Origin of the sequence: Acinetobacter sp. YH12102, from assembly GCF_013419125.1 — a bacterium.
Taxonomy (GTDB): Bacteria; Pseudomonadota; Gammaproteobacteria; order Pseudomonadales; family Moraxellaceae; genus Acinetobacter; species Acinetobacter pseudolwoffii.
Genome location: NZ_VPAS01000009.1, coordinates 84561 through 103881 on the forward strand (window position 1 = coordinate 84561; position 19321 = coordinate 103881).

The following is a 19321-nucleotide window of genomic DNA, read 5'->3' on the forward strand; positions in this document are numbered from 1 at the left end:
ATATTGTACGTGAATTCAACTCACATTGCCGAACCCGTCCTTGTATTTGTCTATCCTCCCCCCTCTCATTCACCTATAGTTTTGAACTAGCAATAAAAAAGACACCTCAAGACTCATCATCCTTAGTGTCTTTTTTATTTAAGTCATTGTTTAGAACTGATTAGTCTTCGATTTGCCCATGCTCTTTCATCAGGGCAATGAACTGTTCCTCATTGATGACCGTTACACCCAGCTTTTCTGCCTTGTCCAGTTTAGAACCGGCTTTTTCACCGGCTACCACGCATTTGGTTTTACTGGATACACTGCCGCTGACTCGCGCACCCAGTGCCTGAAGTAATTGAGTCGCTTCATCGCGCCCCATACTGCTTAAGGTTCCGGTCACGACCCAACTTTCGCCATTGAGTGGCTGACGGGTCGGTGCAACTGGCGCATCCCAGTGAATGCCCGCGGCCAGTAAACGGTCTAGAACTTCCAGATTATGCGGTGCCTGGAAGAAATCCAGAATCCATTCAGCAGTAATAGCGCCCACATCCGGAGTTTTCTTTAATGCCTCCAGATCTGCCTGACGCAGTGCCTCCAGTGTCTGGAAGGTATTGGCCAGCATACGTGCTGTGGTTTCACCGACGCCACGAATACCGAGTGCATAAATAAATGCGGCCAATGTGGTTTTCTTACTGTTCTCAATAGAGTCTATTAAATTCTGAACCGATTTGGCTCCCATCTTTTCAATACCGAGCAAGGTCTCACGATGTTTATGCAGGTGGTAAATATCCGAGACATCCTTGAGCAGGTTCAGATGCAGCAAAGATTCTGCCCAGCGATCGCCCAGACCTTCAATGTCCATGGCCTTGCGCGAAACAAAATGACGAATCGCCTCAATCCGCTGTGCGGCACAATACAGTCCACCCGAACAACGTGCCAAAGCTTCACCTTCAGGCATCACTACCGGTGAATCACAGACTGGACATTTTTCTGGTAAATGCACTTCAACGGTATCTACCGGACGGAATTCCGGCCAGACTTTTTCGACTTTAGGAATCACATCACCACTGCGGTAAACACTGACCGTATCGCCAATGCGTACATCCAGACGGTGAATTTCACCAATATTATGCAGGGTCACATTGGATACCGTGACACCGCCGACCGCCACCGGATTCAAACGTGCCACCGGTGTCAGAGTTCCGGTACGACCCACCTGCCAGTTAATATTTTCAACGGTGGTCAAGGCGGCAACTGCCGGAAATTTATAGGCGGTGGCCCAACGCGGCTCCCGGCTCAGAAAACCGAGTTGCTGCTGCTGTTTCAGGTCATTGACTTTAATCACCATGCCATCAATTTCTACACTGAGGCTGGCACGTTCCTCAATGATCTGTTCATAGACTTTTTGCACGTCCTGAATACTGTCACAAATAAAGTGGCGCTCACCTACAGCAAAACCAAACTGACTCAGCCATTCCAGACTGTCCGACATGCTGCGTTGACCATGATACGGTACACACTGCGCAATTCCATAAGCATAAAAAGCCAGTGGCCGTAATGCGGCAATATTCGGATCGAGCTGGCGCAAACTTCCTGCCGCGGCATTACGCGGATTGGCAAAGGTCTTTTCACCTTTTGCTGCATTGGCGGCATTCAGTTTTTCAAAGCCCGATTTCGGCATCAATACTTCGCCGCGTACTTCCAGCAAATCGGGAATAACGCCATTTACTGCTGATAACAGCTTCGGCAGGTTGCGAATGGTTCTGACATTCTGGGTAATATCTTCACCGGTTTCCCCGTCGCCGCGAGTCACACCACGGGTCAATACGCCATGCTCATACCACAGGGAAATGGCCAGACCGTCAAATTTCAGTTCTACATCATATTCGATTTTTTGATTCGGCAAACGCTCTTCAATACGGCGAGCAAAAGCAAAAAGATCGTCCTGATTAAAGACATTGCCCAAGGACAGCATCGGAACGGCGTGAGTAATGCTCACAAATTTTGCAAGTGCCTGCCCGCCGACTTTATCGGTCGGGCTATCCGGCTGGATCAGATCGGGATATTGTTGTTCTAAAGCTTTGAGCTGATGAAAGAGCTGATCATATTCACTGTCTTCAATGCTCGGTTGATCCATCACATAATAAGCATGATTATGCTTGGCAAGCAGTTGAATCAGTTGACGCATTTGCGCAATGACAGTGGCATCTTGGGTCATAATTTCACCATAAAAAAGGGCGGAAAATCCGCCCTGTAGAATATTCAGCTTTTGGCTATTATAAAAATTGCAGTCCACAGATTCAACTTGCAGATCGAACAAAACCGCTTAAACTTCTGTAGGTTGACCCGCGCGATAATCAATCGCCTGATGGCGCCAGAATTCACGTAATTGTGGTGTAAATTCCTGCTGGTTCTGATCGTAGACCAGACCATCCACTTCACGGGCAATCAGACGTGAAATACTGTCCATGGTATCAAAGGCATTTTGTACATCGCTATGCGGCAAAGCCAGGAAGAAGGCCAGACCTTTGACTTCCTGAGTCGAGAGAGTTTCCAGATCAAAACCTTCCATGCCGGTATCCGTCATTTGCAGTACCGAAAACAGCAGTTTTGAATCATCTTCACTATAGCGGTGGAAACAGGCCAGTTCGCCATAACGCAGACCATATTTCAACAAGACTTTCAGGGTTTTATCACCTGAAAGTACCCGGCCTTGCGGATAGATATGCAATGAAATAATCGTTTCAGCATTGGATAAGGCACTTTCTTCATCCACTATTTTCTGTTCATGCAGATGAGCATCCAGAATACTGCTTTCATCATTAAATTCAGAAATTTCCGCTTTTTCAATACTGCTGTTCAGACTGAATTCAACAGCGGTATCTTTATCTTCCGTCTGGTTATTTTCCGCTTCTACTTCGGCCGGCTTTTGCTCCACTGATGTTTCGGCTGCTTCTGTGCTTGCAGAACTTGCCACCACTTCAGCTTCGGTCATTGGACTCGGCTCGACCGCTGCAGCTGTCTCAAGCACTGCTGGCTCAGCCAAGGTCGGTTCAGGCTTGCGAAATGCCGAAGGTTTTTCAGGAGCCTTTTCTTCTACGCTCAGGCTCGGCTCTATACGTTGTGCCGGATCTGCGTTCTGCTTTGCCAGTTGCGATCGTACATGCCGAGGAATGACAGGGGTCTGGCTATCCGGATCGATATGCAGGTTAGCATCTAGTGAAGGGACTGCCTCTACAGGTTTTTTGAGCAGCATTCTGATGCCCAACAGCATGATGATAATTGCAATAACAATCCCGATAATGGTGGTGATTTCCATATTATACCTCCGCAGCTAAGCCGTATTCTTTTGCCTGTTCCAAATTTACTGTCACTAATTTTGAGGTTCCCGGTTCAGGCATGGTTACACCTAAAAGATCAGTCGCCATCATCATTGCAAGTTTGTTATGGGTAATATAAATAAATTGCACGTGTTCAGAAAGCTCTTTGACTAAATTACAAAAACGTCCCACATTGGCATCATCTAGTGGTGCATCGACTTCATCGAGTACACAAAAAGGTGCCGGATTTAAGCGAAAAATCGCGAATACCAGTGCCAATGCAGTTAAAGCCTTCTCCCCACCGGAGAGTAATGCCAAGGAGCTATTACGTTTACCCGGTGGTCGGGCCATCAGTTTTACACCCGATTGCCATCCATCTTCAAGACTTAAACTCGCCTCGCCCCCTTCAAATACTTTCGGGAACAGGTTTTGCAGTTCGGCATTGACTTGATCAAAAGTGTGCATAAACAGTTTGCGGGTTTCCTGATCAATACTTTTCATCGCAGCTTGTAGCTGTTCCACAGTATTTTCCAGATCCTGCATCTGGTGGCTCAGTTCCTCATAGCGTTTCGAGACTTCTTCATATTCTTCAGAAGCCGCCAGATTCACTGCACCGAGCTTATCGAACTGCGCCTGAGCTTTTTCCAGTTTCGCCTGATGGGTTTTGACATCAATAGTTAAACCGCTGATGACTTCATGATTCAGTTCTTTTAATTGTTCTGAATAATGCTGCAAATCAGATTTGGCTGCCTGCCAGGCCAGACGTTTGGCTTCCAGTGCTGTACGCAGTTTTTCATCCTGCTGCTGGAAACTGTGACGCTGTTCGGTCAGCTGCTGCTGTTTGCTCTGCACCTGATTTAATTCGATCTGCCAGTCGGCCCAGGTTTTTTGCAGTTTTTCAGTGATCTGCGCATGTTCATTGAACTGGCTCTGTAAAGCAGGCAATTCTAGCTGTACCGGATCGACAAATTTCTTGGCTTGCTCGATTTGTAGATTAATTTGTTGATACTGTTCTATTAAAAATACCTGATCTTTTTCCAGCAATTCAATCTGCTGCTGACTCTGTACGCTTTGACGGCGCAGCAGTTCCAGTTCCTGCTGCGCTTGCTGGCTAAGCTGCTGCGAGTCATCTAACTGAGTGCTCAATGCTTCCAGCTGGAATTGCAGGGTTTTATAATTTGGTAGCGCTTGTTCCAGCTTAATATTCAGAGCATGCAGATCAATTTCCAGATCGTCTTTCTGCATGGCATCTTCTTCTAGCTGCTCATCGAGTTGTTGCAGCTGATGCTGTAATTGCTGCTTCTGTAATGCGAAAGCCTGAGCACTACTTTGAACTTTGGCAATATTGACATCGAGTTGTTGCAGTTGCTTTTGTGTGTGCTTGTACTGCTCACTGATCGTTTGAATCTGGGTTTTTAACTCCTTCACCCGAAGATTCAGTTCAGGCAGTTGCTCTTCAGCCTGACTAAGTTGGCTATTCAGTGCTGATAACTGAAGCTCGATTTCCTCCAGACGGATACGATGACTCAATGCGCCCTGAGCGGCTTGGCTCGATTCATCATAATCCAGCGCAATCACCCAATCAGGCCCAACCTGATAGCCATCCAGACTGAGTAGGGTCTGACCTTGCAAAAGCCCAGTTTGAAGTTTCAAGGCTTGCGCTAATGAATCTACAACTGCAACCTGCTGCCACAGTGAATACTGTGGAGATTCAATCCAGTCGGCCAGACACACCGTATTGGCAATCTGAATTTTATCCTGTACAGCATATGGTTTTAACTGACGCGCCCGATCTTCAAGAAAGTTTTCACCCTCTGCCAGAATCTGGGCAGACAGCCATTTTGCCAGAAACTTTTCGATCAGCTTTGCATGGTCTTTGCCTGCATCGTTGAGCTTAAGTACATGCATCAGCTGTAGTGCATCGGCCTTGGCATGTGGATTGGCTTTGGTCAGCAATTGACTGAGGTTTTTCTGTTCTGAATGCAGCACCTGAATTTCAGATTTTAACTGCATCAAGCACTGCTGCTGTTCTGCCTGCTCGGTCTGAACTTGGGCCAATTGATCTTGCAATACAGTGCGTTGCGCTTCACATGTGAATAGCTGCTGTTCGATCTCAGTCTTGTCTTGTTGATATTGCTCTAGCTCATCTTGTTGCGCTTGATGCTGAATCTGTATGCTCTGTTGCTGTACGGTCTGTTTTTGCTGTTCAATCCGCTCAATATTCTTGGCTAGTTGTTCACTTTGAGCCAACATTTGTAATTTACGCTGCTGCTGCTGTTCGACCTGAGTTTTGATTTGGGCAAATTGTGCCGCGACTGTTGTATGTTGTGATTTGAGATCAGCCAGATTTTGGCTCTGCGCCTGATTCTCTCCATCTTGCTGCTGCAATTGTGTTTGCTGATCTTCAGCTTGCTGCTGCAAGGTATCGAGTTGCAGTTCAATCAATTGCAAACGCTCTTTGGTCTGGGCTTTTTGCTGTTCCAGCTTGACCAGACTGGTGGAATTTTGCTCGAGCAAAGACTGTTTTTGCTGCAAGGTCATTTCCAGTTCGGCCAGTTTTTTCTCGGCCTGTTGCCATTCACTTTGCAAAGGTGTCGATTGCTGAATCAGACGCTGAAACAGTTCACTGGTACTTCCTAAATCATGTTCAACCGTAGTCAGCTCGGAACGTACCAGCTTAAAATTATCTCCGAGAGTATTCATCTCCACGGTATATTCTTCTTGCAAGCGCTGGCTTTGTTCACATTGAAAAGACAGGATTTCGATCTTGATGCTGCGAATCTGTGCTTCCAGTTGCTTATATTGAATCGCGCTTTCAGCCTGACGTTTCAGGGTTTTTAACTGAGATTTAAGTTCAGAGGCAATATCTTCCAGACGCGACAGGTTTTGCGTAGTGTGATCCAGATGCAGCATGGTTTCACGGCGCCGTGCCTGATAACGCGAAACCCCGGCAGCCTCTTCAATATAGACCCGCATTTCATCCGGCTTGGCATCGACCAGACGGTTGATCATGCCCTGTTCAATAATCGCGTAAGAACGTGGCCCCAGACCGGTGCCCAGAAAAATATCGGTAATGTCACGACGCCGGCATTTGCTGCCATTCAAGAAATATTCAGACTTGCCATCGCGGTTGACCTGACGGCGGACTGCCAGTTCATTATAGGCATTATAAGCGCCGCCCAGTTTGCCATAGGTATTGTCAAAGCGCAGTTCTACACTGGCCATGCCCACCGGTTTACGCTTGGCAGTTCCGGTAAAAATCACGTCCTGCATGCTGCCACCACGCAGCTGGCGCGCACTGGACTCACCCATGACCCAGCGTATGGCATCAATGACGTTAGATTTACCACACCCGTTCGGTCCCACGACTGCAGTACGATTATCTTTAAAATGTAAAGTGGTACTGTCGGCAAAAGATTTAAAGCCTGAAAGTTTTAAACTGCTTAAACGCATAATGTCCTGATTTAACGTCGTGAGCGTCTGGCCCACGCGAGTTCAATTTGTTTCATCCGTGTCAGAGATTCCAACACAAGGTTGCGTAAGTGTCGACAAAAATCTTCCATAAATAAAGCGGCCTGATGGGTTTTTCGTATCAAAATTGCTTCAGTGACCAGTTTAAATAAGTCGAAAGATTCCTGTAACTCGCGTCTGGAAATATTCAGGGTCAGGAAATAGCTACGCCGCAAGCAAGGTAACAGTTCCTGATAGTAGCGCATCAGATAGGGATTTCCGACCATCTCATGTTGCTGGGCCATGCCCTGAAAGATCAGATCATAAAACTTTTCTGTATGTCCTTGGCGAGTTTCTGCTTCTAATTGTTCTAATAATAGCTGAATGCGCTCGGCTTCATGACTCCGCCAGGTTTCAGCCATACGATGCACCATCTGCCCCAGCAATAAAGAGGTAATATCAAATAGGGCACGCACCTGCAAGGCCGACATTTCCGAGACAATGGCACCGCGACGCGGATAAATTTCAATCAGCTGGGTGCGTTCCAGCAACAGCAGGGCTTCACGAACCGACCCTCGACTGACATCCAGCTCCGAGGCAATCCTGAGTTCCTGTATACGTTCGCCTTCGACCAATTCGCCGCGAATAATCTGTTCGCTAATGTGTTTGGCAATCTGCTCAGACAAACTGTGTGCTTGTTCTAATGGCATACCGTTCCTGTCTTTATTTTTATGGATACTGGTTCAGCCCGTGATTTGGGCTATGTTGCTATTAGACAGAATTTTTTCGATGAATACTGTGACATTGTCAGACAATCTTGTGTCTCTACAGCCAACTCAAGTTCATAAAAAAGAAGAATAGTGAACCATTCTCCTTAGGTGATACATCAGTTCAACCTAAAAAATTAAATCAGGCCATAAAACCTTGATAAATAAAATACAGACCGACGGTGGTCAGTAAAGCCGCAAAACATTTTTTCAGTACCGCAGGTGAAAGTAAATGTGCCACTTTTGCACCGAGTTTGGCGGTAAAAAAACTCATCATGCTGATGCCAATAAAGGCATAGATATGAATATAGCCAATCGTATTTGGTACTGCGACCTGGGCCTGTTGACCAAACCAGATAAAGCCCAGTGCGCCTGCCACGGCAATCGGCAACCCACAAGCCGCAGAGGTCGCCACGGCTTTTTGCATCACGATGCCACAGCGATTCAAAAACGGGACTGTCAGACTACCGCCACCAATCCCAAAGATCGCCGATGCCACACCAATCCCACCGCCCGCAGCGAGTTGTACCGGGGTTGAAGGCAATTTTTTATTCGGATCGACCTGAACATTGGCGCCTTTAAACATTCTAAACGCCACCCAGACTGCAAAGAACCCGATCAACAGCTGCAAGCCTTGACCAGATAAATAGTCAGCAATCCCTGCGCCCAGGAAGGAACCAATAATCAAGCCGGGTGCCAGATTACGAAATACCGACCACAACACGGCACCTCTTTGATGATGCGCCATGACAGAACTGATCGAGGTGACAATAATGGTAGCCAGAGAAGTCCCCACCGCCATGTGCATAATCACGCTGGGATCGTACTGGAGCTGGGTAAAAACAATGTACAGAATCGGCACAATAATCAAACCACCACCAACCCCAAACAGGCCAGCGGTAAATCCTGCAATTGCACCAATCAATAAATATATGATTAACTCCATAACGATATTTACCACGTTTAGATTCAAATGGATGTAGAAACTCGTGAACTGCAACAACGATTAAGCGATGCAGGCCAGCTTCCGGAAGTATTGCTCATCAAACCGATTACCACATCGACCAATGACGATGTGCGGGAATTGGCAACCAAGGGGGTACAGCAGGTTCTGGTCTGCAGCCATGTGCAGACCCAAGGCCGTGGACAGCGCCAGCGTCAGTGGATTTCACCTGAAGGGAATATCTATTTAAGCACATTGCTGCATACACAAAAACCCATCGATGGCCGTTTGGCTCTGGAAATTGCGTTAAATATCCTGCAAATGCCCAGTCTACAAGGGCTGGACTTGCAAGTAAAATGGCCGAATGACCTGTATAGCGTCAAAGGCAAATGGGGCGGCATTCTGGTAGAACCAATTTCACCTACGCAAGTGGTGGTCGGGGTCGGGATCAACCTCAGCCCAATGTCTGCTGAGGTTCCCGAGCAGCAAGTGACCTCATTGAATGAGTTGGGCCTGCATCCGGGTTCACGCATTCAGCTGATTGCAGAACTGTATCTGGCGATTCAGCAAGCCGGACAATGGTTTAGATATGGCAGCCAGAATCTGTCTGGTCGTTTCAATCGACATGCCGCTTTTATCCAAGAGAGGGTTGAATTTACCGATCTGCAAGGGCAATATTCAGGAAAATTTCTGGGTATTCAGGATGATGGCGCTGTTAAAATCGCAACTGAAACAGGTGTCCACATCTTTTACCAAGGTCAATTACGGCTCAAAAATAATCCTTGAACAGGCATAATCCATGAAGAAACTATGGCTAGATATTGGCAATACCCGACTCAAATACTGGATTACCGAACAAGATCAGATCATTGAACATGCAGCGGAATTACATTTACAATCCCCTGCCGATTTGTTACTTGGCCTGATCCAGCACTTTAAAACGCTGGATCTGGATCAGGTCGGATTGTCTTCGGTTCAGGACAAAACCAATAATGAGCGCATTCTTAGTATATTAGATGGTCTGCATATTCCAGTGATTTTTGCTCAGGTGCAGGCCCAATATGCTGGCCTGATTTGTGGCTATGATGAACCCGCACAACTGGGGATTGACCGCTGGCTACAGGTACTTGCTGTCGCGACCCAGCCTCATGAGAATTATTGTGTGATTAGTTGTGGTACAGCGCTGACCATTGACCTGATTCAAGGACAACAACATTTAGGCGGTTTTATTCTGCCAAATTTATATTTGCAACGTGATGCACTAATTCAGAATACCAAAGGCATTAAAATTCCGGATGCCGCATTTTCTGAGCTCAATCCCGGACGCAATACCATCGATGCAGTACATCATGGCATTCTGCTCGGTCTGCTCAGCACCATTGAAAAAGTGCTGCATGATTTTCCGGCACAGCTGGTACTAACCGGTGGAGATGCTCCACTGTTTGCCCAACATCTTGAGCCGTATCAGCCGAGGATTGAACCTGATCTTCTGCTTAAAGGTTTGCAGCATTTTGCGGCTCATTTGCCAGATACAGTTTCATGATTTCGAGCAATTGAGGAAATTCGGTAAATCCATCACATTTGTTAAAATGTCCGGCTTTTTTAATCTCAAAAATTTGAGCATTTAAGCTGTGGGCCAGGCGCAAGGAAACCGGTGCAGGTACAAAAGGATCATTACTGGAGATCAGTATGACCGCGCGTTTATAGCTATACGGCAGGTTGTTCAGATCCAGTCGTGTCGCCTGCAGCATTTTATTCAGTTCCGACCAGGCCACCAGCGGTGTATCGAAAGCTGAAACCAGAATAACCCCGCCGGTCTTGCGGTGCTGCTGGAGATAATGTTGCTGTAAAAAACTTAAAACACTGAGTCCACTCAGGCCATGGGCAACTAAAAAAGTATGCTCATCCAGGTGTGGAATATGCAGTTTCAGATTCTGCTGCCATTCTTCTAGATCAGGCTGAAAAGGATTGGCCAGCATAATCCGTTTTGAATCAACACCGACATTTTTGAGTTGGCGACTCAGCCACGGATACCAATGGTCATTTGAGGTGGCCTGATAATCAGGCACGATATAGACTTTATTGATTATATTTTTCATCGTGTTTTACTTATTATAATTGAGCACAAAGTGCTTTGGCAAAAACTACTATTAAACAGTCTGAAGATGAAATTCAAGTAACTTTTTGCATCCCATCTCAGACTCAATTTACAAATTGAACGAATCCAACAACCTGCTTAAGATTCAGCTTTAATCAGATAAGGCTCAATCACTTTCCAGAGTTCTGGCAGATCGGTACAGCCTTCTGAATCGATAAAATGTCCCTGATGCTTGGCACTCACCACAATCGCATCCAGACTGTCTGCCTGTTCCAGGCTAAATTCAGGCTCCACCCGATCATCGCCTTCAGAATAAATCACCACCCGTTCTGCCACCTGCTGTTTAAGCAGATCAAAATCGATCTCAGCAGCATCAATAAACGGATTGACTTCATCTAAACGACCCAAGCGGCCATTAAATCCTGCGATCAATACCAATTGCTGAATCTTTTGCTGTTTTAACTCTCTGGATAAGTAATGCAATACAGCCACAGTTCCTAGGCTATGCCCGATAAAAATACTGTCTTCATCAATCCCCTCAATCTGCTCACGCATTTGCTGGTCCCACACCTCTAGCTTGGGTGTGGTCGATGGGTCAAGTCGCAGTACTTTTAAGCTGACATTTTCCTGTTGGGCTTTTTCCTGAATCCATGGAAACCAGTTTTCTTCCGGGCTTGCAGTATAACCATGGACGATGATCACTTGAGCCATTTTAAATTTCTCTTTGTTTTGTGCTGATGTTCCTGAGTCTGCCTGATTGGATTTTTATTTTGGGTAAGTAAATGTTGTTTTGTTTAAACCGGTTTTCTGATTGATACATAATAAAAAAGGCGCATTTCGCGCCTTTTTTAAATCAGAATCTTATTTCTTGTCATTGCCGCCGAACAGTGGACCCATGCCACCGCCGCCGCCAAACTGTTTCTGCAAACCACCGAGTGATTTCATCATTTTTGCCATACCTGACGGATTGGCAAATTTCTTCATCATCTTGGCCATTTGCGCATGTTGTTTAATCAACTTGTTGACTTCCGCCACTTCCATACCACAACCTGCTGCGATACGTTTTTTACGGCTTGGGTTCATCAAGTCTGGATTACGGCGCTCTTTGATGGTCATCGACTGGATAATTGCTTCCATTTTCTTGACCTGCTTTTCAGGATTGGCCTGGGCCAACGCATCTTGCAGACCGGCATTGCTCATGCCAGGAAGTTTGTCCAGGAAGCCCATCATGCCGCCCATCTTGTTCATCTGCTCAAACTGCATCAGCATATCTTCAAAGTTGAAGCTGCCGCCTTTTTGCAGTTTTTTCGCCATTTTTTCGGCTTTTTCTTTGTCGACCTTACGCTCAAGTTCTTCGACCAAAGAAAGGACGTCACCCATACCCAAAATACGCTGCGCGATACGTTCAGGATGGAATGGCTCCAAGGCATCAAGCTTTTCGCCCATACCCAAGAATTTGATTGGCTTACCGGTAATGGCACGTACAGACAATGCTGCACCACCGCGTGCATCACCATCGGTTTTGGTCAGGATCACACCGGTTAAAGGCAAGGCATCATTAAAGGCTTTGGCCGTATTCGCCGCATCCTGACCGGTCATGGCATCGACCACGAACAGGGTTTCAGTCGGGTTAATCGCCGCATGCAGCTCTTTAATTTCGTCCATCATGTCATTATCGACATGTAAACGACCGGCAGTATCGACAATTAACACATCAGCAAACTGGATTTTTGCCTGTTCAATCGCACGATTTACAATCGTAATCGGTTTTTCGTCTGCGCTAGATTCCAGGAAAATCGCACCGACTTCGCCTGCAACCGTTTGTAGTTGCTTGATCGCTGCGGGACGATAGACGTCGGCAGAAACCATTGCCACTTTTTTCTTTTGACGTTCTTGTAAAAAGCGTGCCAATTTTGCTGCAGTGGTGGTTTTACCTGCACCTTGCAGACCTGCCAGCAGGACAACGACCGGTGGTTTTGCGGCAAGGTCAAGGCTTTCATTGGCCGCGCCCATCATTTTGGTCAATTCGTCATGAACGATTTTGACAAAAGCCTGTCCAGGAGATAACTGAGTCATCACTTCCTGGCCCAATGCCTCTTCCTTAACTTTCGCGATGAATTCACGAGTTACAGGTAACGCAACATCGGCCTCAAGAAGCGCCATACGCACTTCACGTAACGTATCTTTAATATTGTCTTCGGTTAGCTGCCCTGAGCCAGTAACATTTCTTAAACTCTGCGTGAGTCGTTCTGTTAAGGTATCAAACATTGCAAAATCCGCTTAAAATAGCCATGAGCAAAAAATTGTTTCTTAAAATAGAAAATTTATGCATAGAATGCTATAGGATACTGTAGTTCGCAGCGAATTTATATAAATGAATATTCATCACCCTTAAAAAGGTTTGACATGGTTAGCCTCCCCTTGGTTTATACGATCTTAGCATTAGTCGCTTATACCGCTTCCTTCTGGTATCTGTTCATTCATTTAATGTCTAAACGTGCTCCTAATCAATGGTTTGTTTCGCTAACTGCCCTGCTTGGACTGGGCTTACATGCGCTGGTTTTATATGGCGATATGCACACCCCGCTTGGCATTAATTATGATGTCTTTGCCCTGTTTTCCTTTACCTCTGGTCTGATGCTGTTACTCAGCATTATTTACAGTACTTATCGTCCAATTATTGCCCTGAATCTGATCGGGATTCCAGTGGCTGCCACGGGTTTAATTCTCGGCTTTGTCTTTACCCAGCCTGCAAAAATCATCGCACAAAACTCTTTGGGTCTGGATATTCATATTATCCTGTCTTTATCTGCTTATGCCGTATTGCTCATGGCGACCATTCAGGCCGTGATTTTGCGACTGCAGGATCGTGAACTCAAAAAGAAACAGAAACGCCGGGTCTGGGTCAGTTTATTACCTTCTTATCAGGACATGGAATCACTGCTGTTTGATATGCTGATGACCGGTTTTGTTTTACTTACCCTCGCTTTAGGCTTTGGCTTTTTTACCATCGACAATTTCTTTGCCCAGCATCTGGCACATAAAACAGCGTTCAGTATTATTTCCTGGCTGGTTTATGGTTCACTATTAATCGGACACTGGAAGTTTGGCTGGCGTGGCCAGAAAGCCGTGCGCTTTACCCTACTCGGTTTTGGTTTGCTGGCACTGGGTTTTATTGGTTCTAAATTCGTGCTGGAAATGATCTTGGGGCGATAATTCTGAGCCTTGAAATATTCAATTCATTGTTCAATGAAAAGGCTTTAGCTTGAGTATTCTTTAAAGGATTATACGCCCCGCACGCACTGATAATGGCCAGCGAATCACTCTAGGCAATTCTGGATCTTCCCATTCTGGCAATAAGGCATCTGCCAGTACATTCAGTGGATTATGTCCGAGTGCTTGAGTTGCTGCTTTCACGGCTGACCAGGTACTCATATAAACAATCAGCTGATAAAAATTCCACTCCACCTCAAGCATAAGTGGTGAAATTGAAATTTCCTGAAATGGAAATGGTAGATTTTTATATCCTTCATCTACATGGCGACCATTCAGGCCGTGATCTTGCGGCTTCAGGATCGTGAGCTCAAAAAGAAGCAAAAACGCCGGGTCTGGGTCAGTTTATTACCTTCTTATCAGGACATGGAATCATTGCTCTTTGATATGCTGATGACCGGTTTTGTTTTACTTACGCTCGCTTTAAGCTTTGGCTTTTTCACCATCGATAATTTCTTCGCCCAACATCTGGCACATAAAACTGCGTTCAGTATTATTTCCTGGCTGGTTTACGGTTCACTATTAATCGGACACTGGAAGTTTGGCTGGCGTGGCCAGAAAGCCGTGCGCTTTACACTTTTAGGTTTTGGTCTGCTGGCACTGGGTTTTATTGGTTCTAAATTCGTGCTGGAAATGATTTTGGTACGTTAACATACGCTAACCTAAAGCCCACACTACGTTTGAGTGCCGTCATCAAAATGTCATATTCAAAAATTATGGTTAAAGTGCATTAAAAATACACCAAGGATCATGATGATAAAATTACTTTCAGGTTTAGCACTACTTTGTTTATCCAGCGCAAGTTTCGCAGATTATCACTGTCACGGTAGCATTAAAGATCGCACGATTGATGACAATGTCAGTATCAGCCAAAACTGTCAGATTGATAATGCCACCATTAAAGGCAATGTCATGTTGTATCAGGGTGCTCAAGCAGTAATTTCAAATACTGCGATTGATGGCAATCTGGAATCGAAAGGACGTTTTAGCTCGGTTCTGGCACAACATAATCGGATTGACGGCAATATCCAGCTAGAAGGCGGTCAGACGATTCAGCTCACTGCCAATCAGGTAGAGGGTGACATCCAGCTGAAAAAGAATACCCAAAAAATTACTGTAAATGACAATGTGGTTGACGGTAATTTGCAATGCGAATCCAACCGCATTCAACCGATCGGTGGCAATAACCGGGTCAATGGTGACAAAGAAGGTCAATGTCGCCGTTTATAATTTTTATAAATGAAATAAAAAACTTGGCTGATACGATCATCAGCCAAGTGCTAAATTAATGATTCTTTTTAATTTGATATTCCGCATCAAAGGCCTGATAGTTCAGGCGATCTGCTGAATCTTCAGACAATGGTTCAACTTCCTGCATCGAAGAAAGACAGCGTTCTGTCAGCTGAATATATTCCTGCGTTCCCTTGCTTTTCCAGGCAATTTCTTTGGCGTCCAAAGGACGGATGACCCGCGCCGGACTACCCAGCACTAATGAGTTTTCTGGAATCTGGGATTTGGCCTTGACCATACTATTGGCACCAATAATGGTATTTTCACCAATCTCGGCTTCATCCAGAATCACGCTGTTCATGCCCACCAGTACATTTTTGCGAATGATACAGCCATGTAAAATCGCGCCATGTCCGATATGGCCATATTCTTCAACCAGCGTAATACTGCCGGGAAAGCCATGAATGGTACAGGAATCCTGAACATTGGCATTTCTCTGGATGTGAATCCCGCCAAAGTCAGCTCTCAAGGTGGCAAAAGGCCCGATATATACGCCCTCTTCAATCACCACATCCCCAATCAAGACGGCTTGTGGATGTACATAAGCGCGAGGGCTGACCACAGGAATCACACCATCAATGGCATAACACGGCATTATTTTATTCCTTTAAAAATGCAGAATTAGATTAACTGACGGCTTCTAGTCGCAAACCGCCAAAACGTTTATAAAATTGTGGATGTACCGGCGGCATCGAACCTTCCGAAGTCCGCGCGATTTCTATAAAGAATTCATCACCTGCTGCAACCACAGTTTGATATAAATTGCTGCTCAGATTACGGGCATTCAGGGAAAGCCAGTTAGATGGCAATAACTCAAAAGGCAGATTCGGATCTTTTAATAAAATCCGGCGGAATTGATGAATCAGCAAAATACGCAACTGAAATGCCTGTAGCGGATCTAGCTCATCTTCCTGTTCCACCAGATGAAAAAATTCCCGAAAATCGGTGATAAATTTTTCATAACGCTGATGTAATTCCTGCACCGGCCAGTTGGTAGCAACCATGCGCTTCACAGTTGGATAAGATTCCTGCCAGAGCTGTAAGGTTTCGGCTTTAAACACCACCACCTGATCGGTCATTTTCAAATTCAGCAGCAGGTTTTGCAGTTTCTGGTGGTCACAGCCCGGATAGGCCATAACATTGGTGGCGATATTGGCAAAGCCCAGCCATTCCAGTTCTTTTTTCAGAATCAGTTTATTGTCCAGTTCCACTGAACTGAGCAGCACCAGATCCCATTTCTGATCCCATTCCTGATGGCTAAAACTGTAAATCTTTTGGTCAGCCATAATAAAACGCTGGCGGCTGCTTTCGGTGACACGGTAATAACTGGTGCGGCCAATTTTCTCCGAGAACAGCCAGCCATTTTGTACCAGACGAAATACAGCAGTTCTTACTGAACGTTCATTAAAGCCGAAGACATCCATGAGCTGGATCAGGCTGGCCAGACTGATAATGCCACCGCGATGAAAAATACAGTCACCGAAGATGGTCATGATTAATGAGGTTCCGCTGAGTGCTTCATTTTGAATAAAGTCATCAATGATTTGTTTTAATTTCGGATTCATTACGCTTAACTTTACCTTGTAGAAACTGGATGATAGACCATTTAGTCATCATCCAGTAGGACTTCATGCAGACTTGCGGATATCGAAAACGCGCTGTGCCTTGCCTTCAGAACGTGGCAGACTGCCTTCTGGCAAAACTTCGACACTGACACTGATACCAACCATGGTTTTAATCTGGCTTTTTAGCTGAGTTGCCAGCTGGTGCGCCATAATATCACTGCTATCTTTACGCATTTCGGTACGGATATGCAATGTATCCAGATGGCCTTGTTTACAAATCTGGATCTGATAGTTCGGAATCAGTTGCTGGATCTGTAAAATCTGCTCTTCAATCTGCGACGGAAACACATTCACTCCACGGATAATCATCATGTCATCACTGCGGCCAACAATCTTGTCCATACGGCGCATGGTACGTGCCGTGCCAGGCAATAAACGGGTCAGATCACGGGTACGGTAACGGATCACCGGCATGCCTTCTTTGGTAATGGTGGTGAAGACCAGTTCACCGAGTTCGCCATCGGGCAGCACTTCACCGGTTTCAGGATGGATAATTTCCGGATAAAAATGATCTTCCCAAATGGTTGGGCCATCTTTGGATTCCAGACACTCCATGGCGACGCCCGGGCCCATCACTTCTGACAGGCCATAAATATCCAAGGCATCAATGCCGAGACGCTCTTCAATTTCCTTGCGCATTTCATTGGTCCATGGCTCTGCACCAAAGACGCCGGTTTTAATCGAACAGTTTTTGGCTGTACCAAATTTCTTTTCCAGCGCTTCAATAATATTCAGACAATAAGATGGCGTAACCATTAATGCCGTCGGCTTAAAATCATGAATCAGTTGCGCCTGTTTATCGGTTTGTCCGCCAGACATTGGGATCACAGTTGCACCCAAGCGTTCAACGCCATAATGCGCACCTAGACCACCAGTAAACAGGCCATAACCATAAGACACCTGAATGATATCTTTACTGCTCAAGCCGGCTGCGCGTAATGAACGTGCCACTACATCCGACCAAACATTAATATCATTCTGGGTATAACCGACCACGGTCGGCTGACCGGTGGTGCCAGAAGAGGCGTGCACACGTACAATCTGTTCCTGTGGTACAGCGAACATGCCAAACGGATAGTTATCGCGTAAATCCTGTTTGGTGGTAAACGGGAATTTGGCCAGGTCTTCCAGAGAATTAAAATCATCCGGATGCACACCCGCATCATCAAATTTCTTTTTATAAACCGGGCTATTCTGATAGGCATGCTGCAGGGTCTTTTTCATCCGCTGTAGCTGGACACTGCGTAACTCATCAACCGATACTTTTTCAATTTTTTCCATTGCATTGTTATTCATATTCTTACTCCTAACGCAGTCTTCCTGACCACGATTTAATTCATTGATTGAATGATGTCTTAATCCATATTTTCTAAAACCAGTGCAACACCTTGACCAACACCGACACACATGGTGCACAGTGCATATTTGCCTTGACGGCGTTTCAATTCATGCATGGCGGTAATCACCAGACGGGTGCCACTCATACCAAGCGGATGACCCAAAGCGATGGCACCGCCATTCGGGTTGATTCTTGCATCATCGTCTTGCAGGCCCAATTCCCGAATCACAGCCAGCGATTGCGCTGCGAATGCTTCATTCAGCTCGATCACGTCCATCTGTTCGAGGCTGAGTCCGGTTTGTTTCAAGACTTTCTGTACCGCTGGCACCGGGCCAATGCCCATATATTTGGCTTCAACACCGGCACTGGCCATCCCGATCACTTTGGCTTTCGGGCGCAAACCATACTGCTCGGAAAATTGCTGATTGCCGAGTAATACGCAAGCCGCACCATCATTGACACCCGAAGCATTGCCGGCGGTGACCGAACCGCCTTCTTTACGAAATGGGGGTTTTAAGGCGGCCAGATTGTCCAGTGTCGTCTCTGCGCGCGGGTGCTCGTCCTGGGAAATGGTCAGGATGGTTTTCTTTGGCCCTTTAACCTCTACCGGCAGAATTTCTTCGGCAAAAATACCTTCTTGCTGTGCTACTGCGGTTTTCTGCTGGCTGCGATAGGCAAACAGGTCCTGATCTGCGCGACTGATCTGATACTTTTCAGCCACGTTTTCGGCTGTTTCCGGCATGCTGTCAACGCCAAACTGGGCTTTAAATTTTGGGTTGATAAAACGCCAACCAATAGTCGTGTCATAAATTTCTGGAGTACGGCTAAACGCTGAGGTCGGTTTAGACTGCACAAAAGGCGCACGGCTCATGGATTCTACCCCACCCGCCAAAATAAATTGTGCTTCACCCGATTTGATGGCACGTGCGGCAAGTCCAATCGCATCCAGACCTGAGGCGCATAAACGGTTCACGGTAAGTGCGGGAACAGATTCAGGCAGTCCTGCAAGTAAAGCCGCCATACGCGCAACGTTACGGTTATCTTCACCGGCCTGATTGGCACAGCCCAAGATCACTTCATCCAGTTTTGCCCATGGCAATGCCGGATGCTGCTCTTTCAGATATTGAATCGGTAGCGCTGCCAGATCATCAGCACGGATACTGCTCAGCCCACCGGCATAGCGTCCGATCGGGGTACGAACTCCATCAAAAATATAAACCTGTTCCATGATTTT

16 protein-coding genes and 2 pseudogenes are annotated in these 19321 nt (G+C 46.1%); 5 read left to right on the forward strand and 13 right to left on the reverse strand.

Annotated features, from left to right (window positions below; genetic code table 11):
* Positions 1–160: 160 nt before the first annotated feature.
* From ligA to FTU42_RS09985, 5 genes are all read right to left on the reverse strand, one after another.
* On the reverse strand, positions 161–2200 hold the full coding sequence (gene ligA, locus FTU42_RS09965) for an NAD-dependent DNA ligase LigA (protein WP_159138564.1): 2040 nt from the start codon (positions 2198–2200) through the stop codon (positions 161–163).
* 108 nt (positions 2201–2308) lie between these two features.
* Positions 2309–3301, reverse strand: a complete 993-nt coding sequence (locus tag FTU42_RS09970) for a cell division protein ZipA C-terminal FtsZ-binding domain-containing protein (RefSeq protein ID WP_159138563.1) — start codon at positions 3299–3301, stop codon at positions 2309–2311.
* Between the two features lies 1 nt (position 3302).
* Positions 3303–6755, reverse strand: coding sequence for a chromosome segregation protein SMC (smc, locus tag FTU42_RS09975; protein WP_159138584.1), 3453 nt, complete (start codon positions 6753–6755; stop codon positions 3303–3305).
* A gap of 11 nt (positions 6756–6766) precedes the next feature.
* Positions 6767–7462, reverse strand: a complete 696-nt coding sequence (locus FTU42_RS09980) for a GntR family transcriptional regulator (RefSeq protein ID WP_005095938.1) — start codon at positions 7460–7462, stop codon at positions 6767–6769.
* A gap of 199 nt (positions 7463–7661) precedes the next feature.
* The gene (locus FTU42_RS09985) at positions 7662–8465 is read right to left on the reverse strand and encodes a sulfite exporter TauE/SafE family protein (protein ID WP_005095936.1); all 804 of its coding nucleotides are present in this window, start codon (positions 8463–8465) and stop codon (positions 7662–7664) included.
* 27 nt (positions 8466–8492) lie between these two features.
* On the opposite strand from FTU42_RS09985, the gene FTU42_RS09990 reads away from it, so the two are divergent.
* Together FTU42_RS09990 and FTU42_RS09995 are read left to right on the forward strand one after the other, a co-directional pair.
* Positions 8493–9248 (forward strand): biotin--[acetyl-CoA-carboxylase] ligase, encoded by a 756-nt coding sequence (locus FTU42_RS09990; RefSeq protein WP_159138562.1) that lies wholly within the window; start codon positions 8493–8495, stop codon positions 9246–9248.
* Between the two features lie 13 nt (positions 9249–9261).
* On the forward strand, positions 9262–10005 hold the full coding sequence (locus FTU42_RS09995; RefSeq protein ID WP_100355527.1) for a type III pantothenate kinase: 744 nt from the start codon (positions 9262–9264) through the stop codon (positions 10003–10005).
* On the opposite strand, the gene FTU42_RS10000 is transcribed toward FTU42_RS09995, so the two are convergent.
* The 3 genes from FTU42_RS10000 to ffh all read right to left on the reverse strand — a co-directional run bounded on the left by FTU42_RS10000 (position 9956) and on the right by ffh (position 12828).
* On the reverse strand, positions 9956–10561 hold the full coding sequence (locus FTU42_RS10000; RefSeq protein ID WP_100534710.1) for an alpha/beta hydrolase: 606 nt from the start codon (positions 10559–10561) through the stop codon (positions 9956–9958). The genes FTU42_RS09995 and FTU42_RS10000 overlap by 50 nt on opposite strands.
* Before the next feature lie 137 nt (positions 10562–10698).
* The gene (locus FTU42_RS10005; RefSeq protein ID WP_005095930.1) at positions 10699–11271 is read right to left on the reverse strand and encodes an alpha/beta hydrolase; all 573 of its coding nucleotides are present in this window, start codon (positions 11269–11271) and stop codon (positions 10699–10701) included.
* 150 nt (positions 11272–11421) lie between these two features.
* The gene (gene ffh / locus FTU42_RS10010; RefSeq protein WP_005095929.1) at positions 11422–12828 is read right to left on the reverse strand and encodes a signal recognition particle protein; all 1407 of its coding nucleotides are present in this window, start codon (positions 12826–12828) and stop codon (positions 11422–11424) included.
* 138 nt (positions 12829–12966) lie between these two features.
* Between ffh and FTU42_RS10015 the strand changes: the two genes are divergently transcribed.
* Positions 12967–13776 carry an inner membrane protein YpjD gene (locus tag FTU42_RS10015; RefSeq protein WP_005095927.1) on the forward strand — a complete coding sequence of 270 codons (810 nt, stop codon included), beginning with the start codon at positions 12967–12969 and terminating at the stop codon, positions 13774–13776.
* A 60-nt stretch (positions 13777–13836) separates the two neighbouring features.
* On the opposite strand, the pseudogene FTU42_RS10020 reads toward FTU42_RS10015, so the two are convergent.
* Positions 13837–14103 (reverse strand): annotated as a pseudogene (locus tag FTU42_RS10020) (class I SAM-dependent methyltransferase); the annotation flags it as partial.
* Between FTU42_RS10020 and FTU42_RS10025 the strand changes: the two are divergent.
* Positions 14092–14484, forward strand: a pseudogene (locus FTU42_RS10025) (inner membrane protein YpjD); the annotation flags it as partial. The pseudogenes FTU42_RS10020 and FTU42_RS10025 overlap by 12 nt on opposite strands.
* Before the next feature lie 102 nt (positions 14485–14586).
* Complete coding sequence (locus FTU42_RS10030) at positions 14587–15063, forward strand: hypothetical protein (protein ID WP_005095921.1); 477 nt, start codon at positions 14587–14589, stop codon at positions 15061–15063.
* 55 nt (positions 15064–15118) lie between these two features.
* Here the strand turns inward: FTU42_RS10030 and FTU42_RS10035 are convergent, their stop codons facing one another.
* From FTU42_RS10035 to pcaF, 4 genes are all read right to left on the reverse strand, one after another.
* Positions 15119–15718 carry a DapH/DapD/GlmU-related protein gene (locus tag FTU42_RS10035; RefSeq protein ID WP_159138561.1) on the reverse strand — a complete coding sequence of 200 codons (600 nt, stop codon included), beginning with the start codon at positions 15716–15718 and terminating at the stop codon, positions 15119–15121.
* Between the two features lie 31 nt (positions 15719–15749).
* On the reverse strand, positions 15750–16688 hold the full coding sequence (locus FTU42_RS10040; protein ID WP_159138560.1) for a PaaX family transcriptional regulator C-terminal domain-containing protein: 939 nt from the start codon (positions 16686–16688) through the stop codon (positions 15750–15752).
* A gap of 63 nt (positions 16689–16751) precedes the next feature.
* Positions 16752–18044, reverse strand: coding sequence for a phenylacetate--CoA ligase PaaK (paaK, locus tag FTU42_RS10045; protein WP_159138559.1), 1293 nt, complete (start codon positions 18042–18044; stop codon positions 16752–16754).
* A 59-nt stretch (positions 18045–18103) separates the two neighbouring features.
* Positions 18104–19315 (reverse strand): 3-oxoadipyl-CoA thiolase, encoded by a 1212-nt coding sequence (pcaF, locus tag FTU42_RS10050; RefSeq protein ID WP_159138558.1) that lies wholly within the window; start codon positions 19313–19315, stop codon positions 18104–18106.
* Between the last annotated feature and the right edge of the window lie 6 nt (positions 19316–19321).

Excerpts from the sequence above, each read along its gene's own strand:
- ligA (WP_159138564.1), bottom strand. The coding sequence starts at position 2,200 with ATGACCCAAGATGCCACTGTCATTGCGCAAATGCGTCAACTGATTCAA.
- FTU42_RS09970 (WP_159138563.1), bottom strand. The coding sequence starts at position 3,301 with ATGGAAATCACCACCATTATCGGGATTGTTATTGCAATTATCATCATG.
- smc (WP_159138584.1), bottom strand. The coding sequence starts at position 6,755 with ATGCGTTTAAGCAGTTTAAAACTTTCAGGCTTTAAATCTTTTGCCGAC.
- FTU42_RS09980 (WP_005095938.1), bottom strand. The coding sequence starts at position 7,462 with ATGCCATTAGAACAAGCACACAGTTTGTCTGAGCAGATTGCCAAACAC.
- FTU42_RS09985 (WP_005095936.1), bottom strand. The coding sequence starts at position 8,465 with ATGGAGTTAATCATATATTTATTGATTGGTGCAATTGCAGGATTTACC.
- FTU42_RS09990 (WP_159138562.1), top strand. The coding sequence starts at position 8,493 with ATGGATGTAGAAACTCGTGAACTGCAACAACGATTAAGCGATGCAGGC.
- FTU42_RS09995 (WP_100355527.1), top strand. The coding sequence starts at position 9,262 with ATGAAGAAACTATGGCTAGATATTGGCAATACCCGACTCAAATACTGG.
- FTU42_RS10000 (WP_100534710.1), bottom strand. The coding sequence starts at position 10,561 with ATGAAAAATATAATCAATAAAGTCTATATCGTGCCTGATTATCAGGCC.
- FTU42_RS10005 (WP_005095930.1), bottom strand. The coding sequence starts at position 11,271 with ATGGCTCAAGTGATCATCGTCCATGGTTATACTGCAAGCCCGGAAGAA.
- ffh (WP_005095929.1), bottom strand. The coding sequence starts at position 12,828 with ATGTTTGATACCTTAACAGAACGACTCACGCAGAGTTTAAGAAATGTT.
- FTU42_RS10015 (WP_005095927.1), top strand. The coding sequence starts at position 12,967 with ATGGTTAGCCTCCCCTTGGTTTATACGATCTTAGCATTAGTCGCTTAT.
- FTU42_RS10030 (WP_005095921.1), top strand. The coding sequence starts at position 14,587 with ATGATAAAATTACTTTCAGGTTTAGCACTACTTTGTTTATCCAGCGCA.
- FTU42_RS10035 (WP_159138561.1), bottom strand. The coding sequence starts at position 15,718 with ATGCCGTGTTATGCCATTGATGGTGTGATTCCTGTGGTCAGCCCTCGC.
- FTU42_RS10040 (WP_159138560.1), bottom strand. The coding sequence starts at position 16,688 with ATGAATCCGAAATTAAAACAAATCATTGATGACTTTATTCAAAATGAA.
- paaK (WP_159138559.1), bottom strand. The coding sequence starts at position 18,044 with ATGAATAACAATGCAATGGAAAAAATTGAAAAAGTATCGGTTGATGAG.
- pcaF (WP_159138558.1), bottom strand. The coding sequence starts at position 19,315 with ATGGAACAGGTTTATATTTTTGATGGAGTTCGTACCCCGATCGGACGC.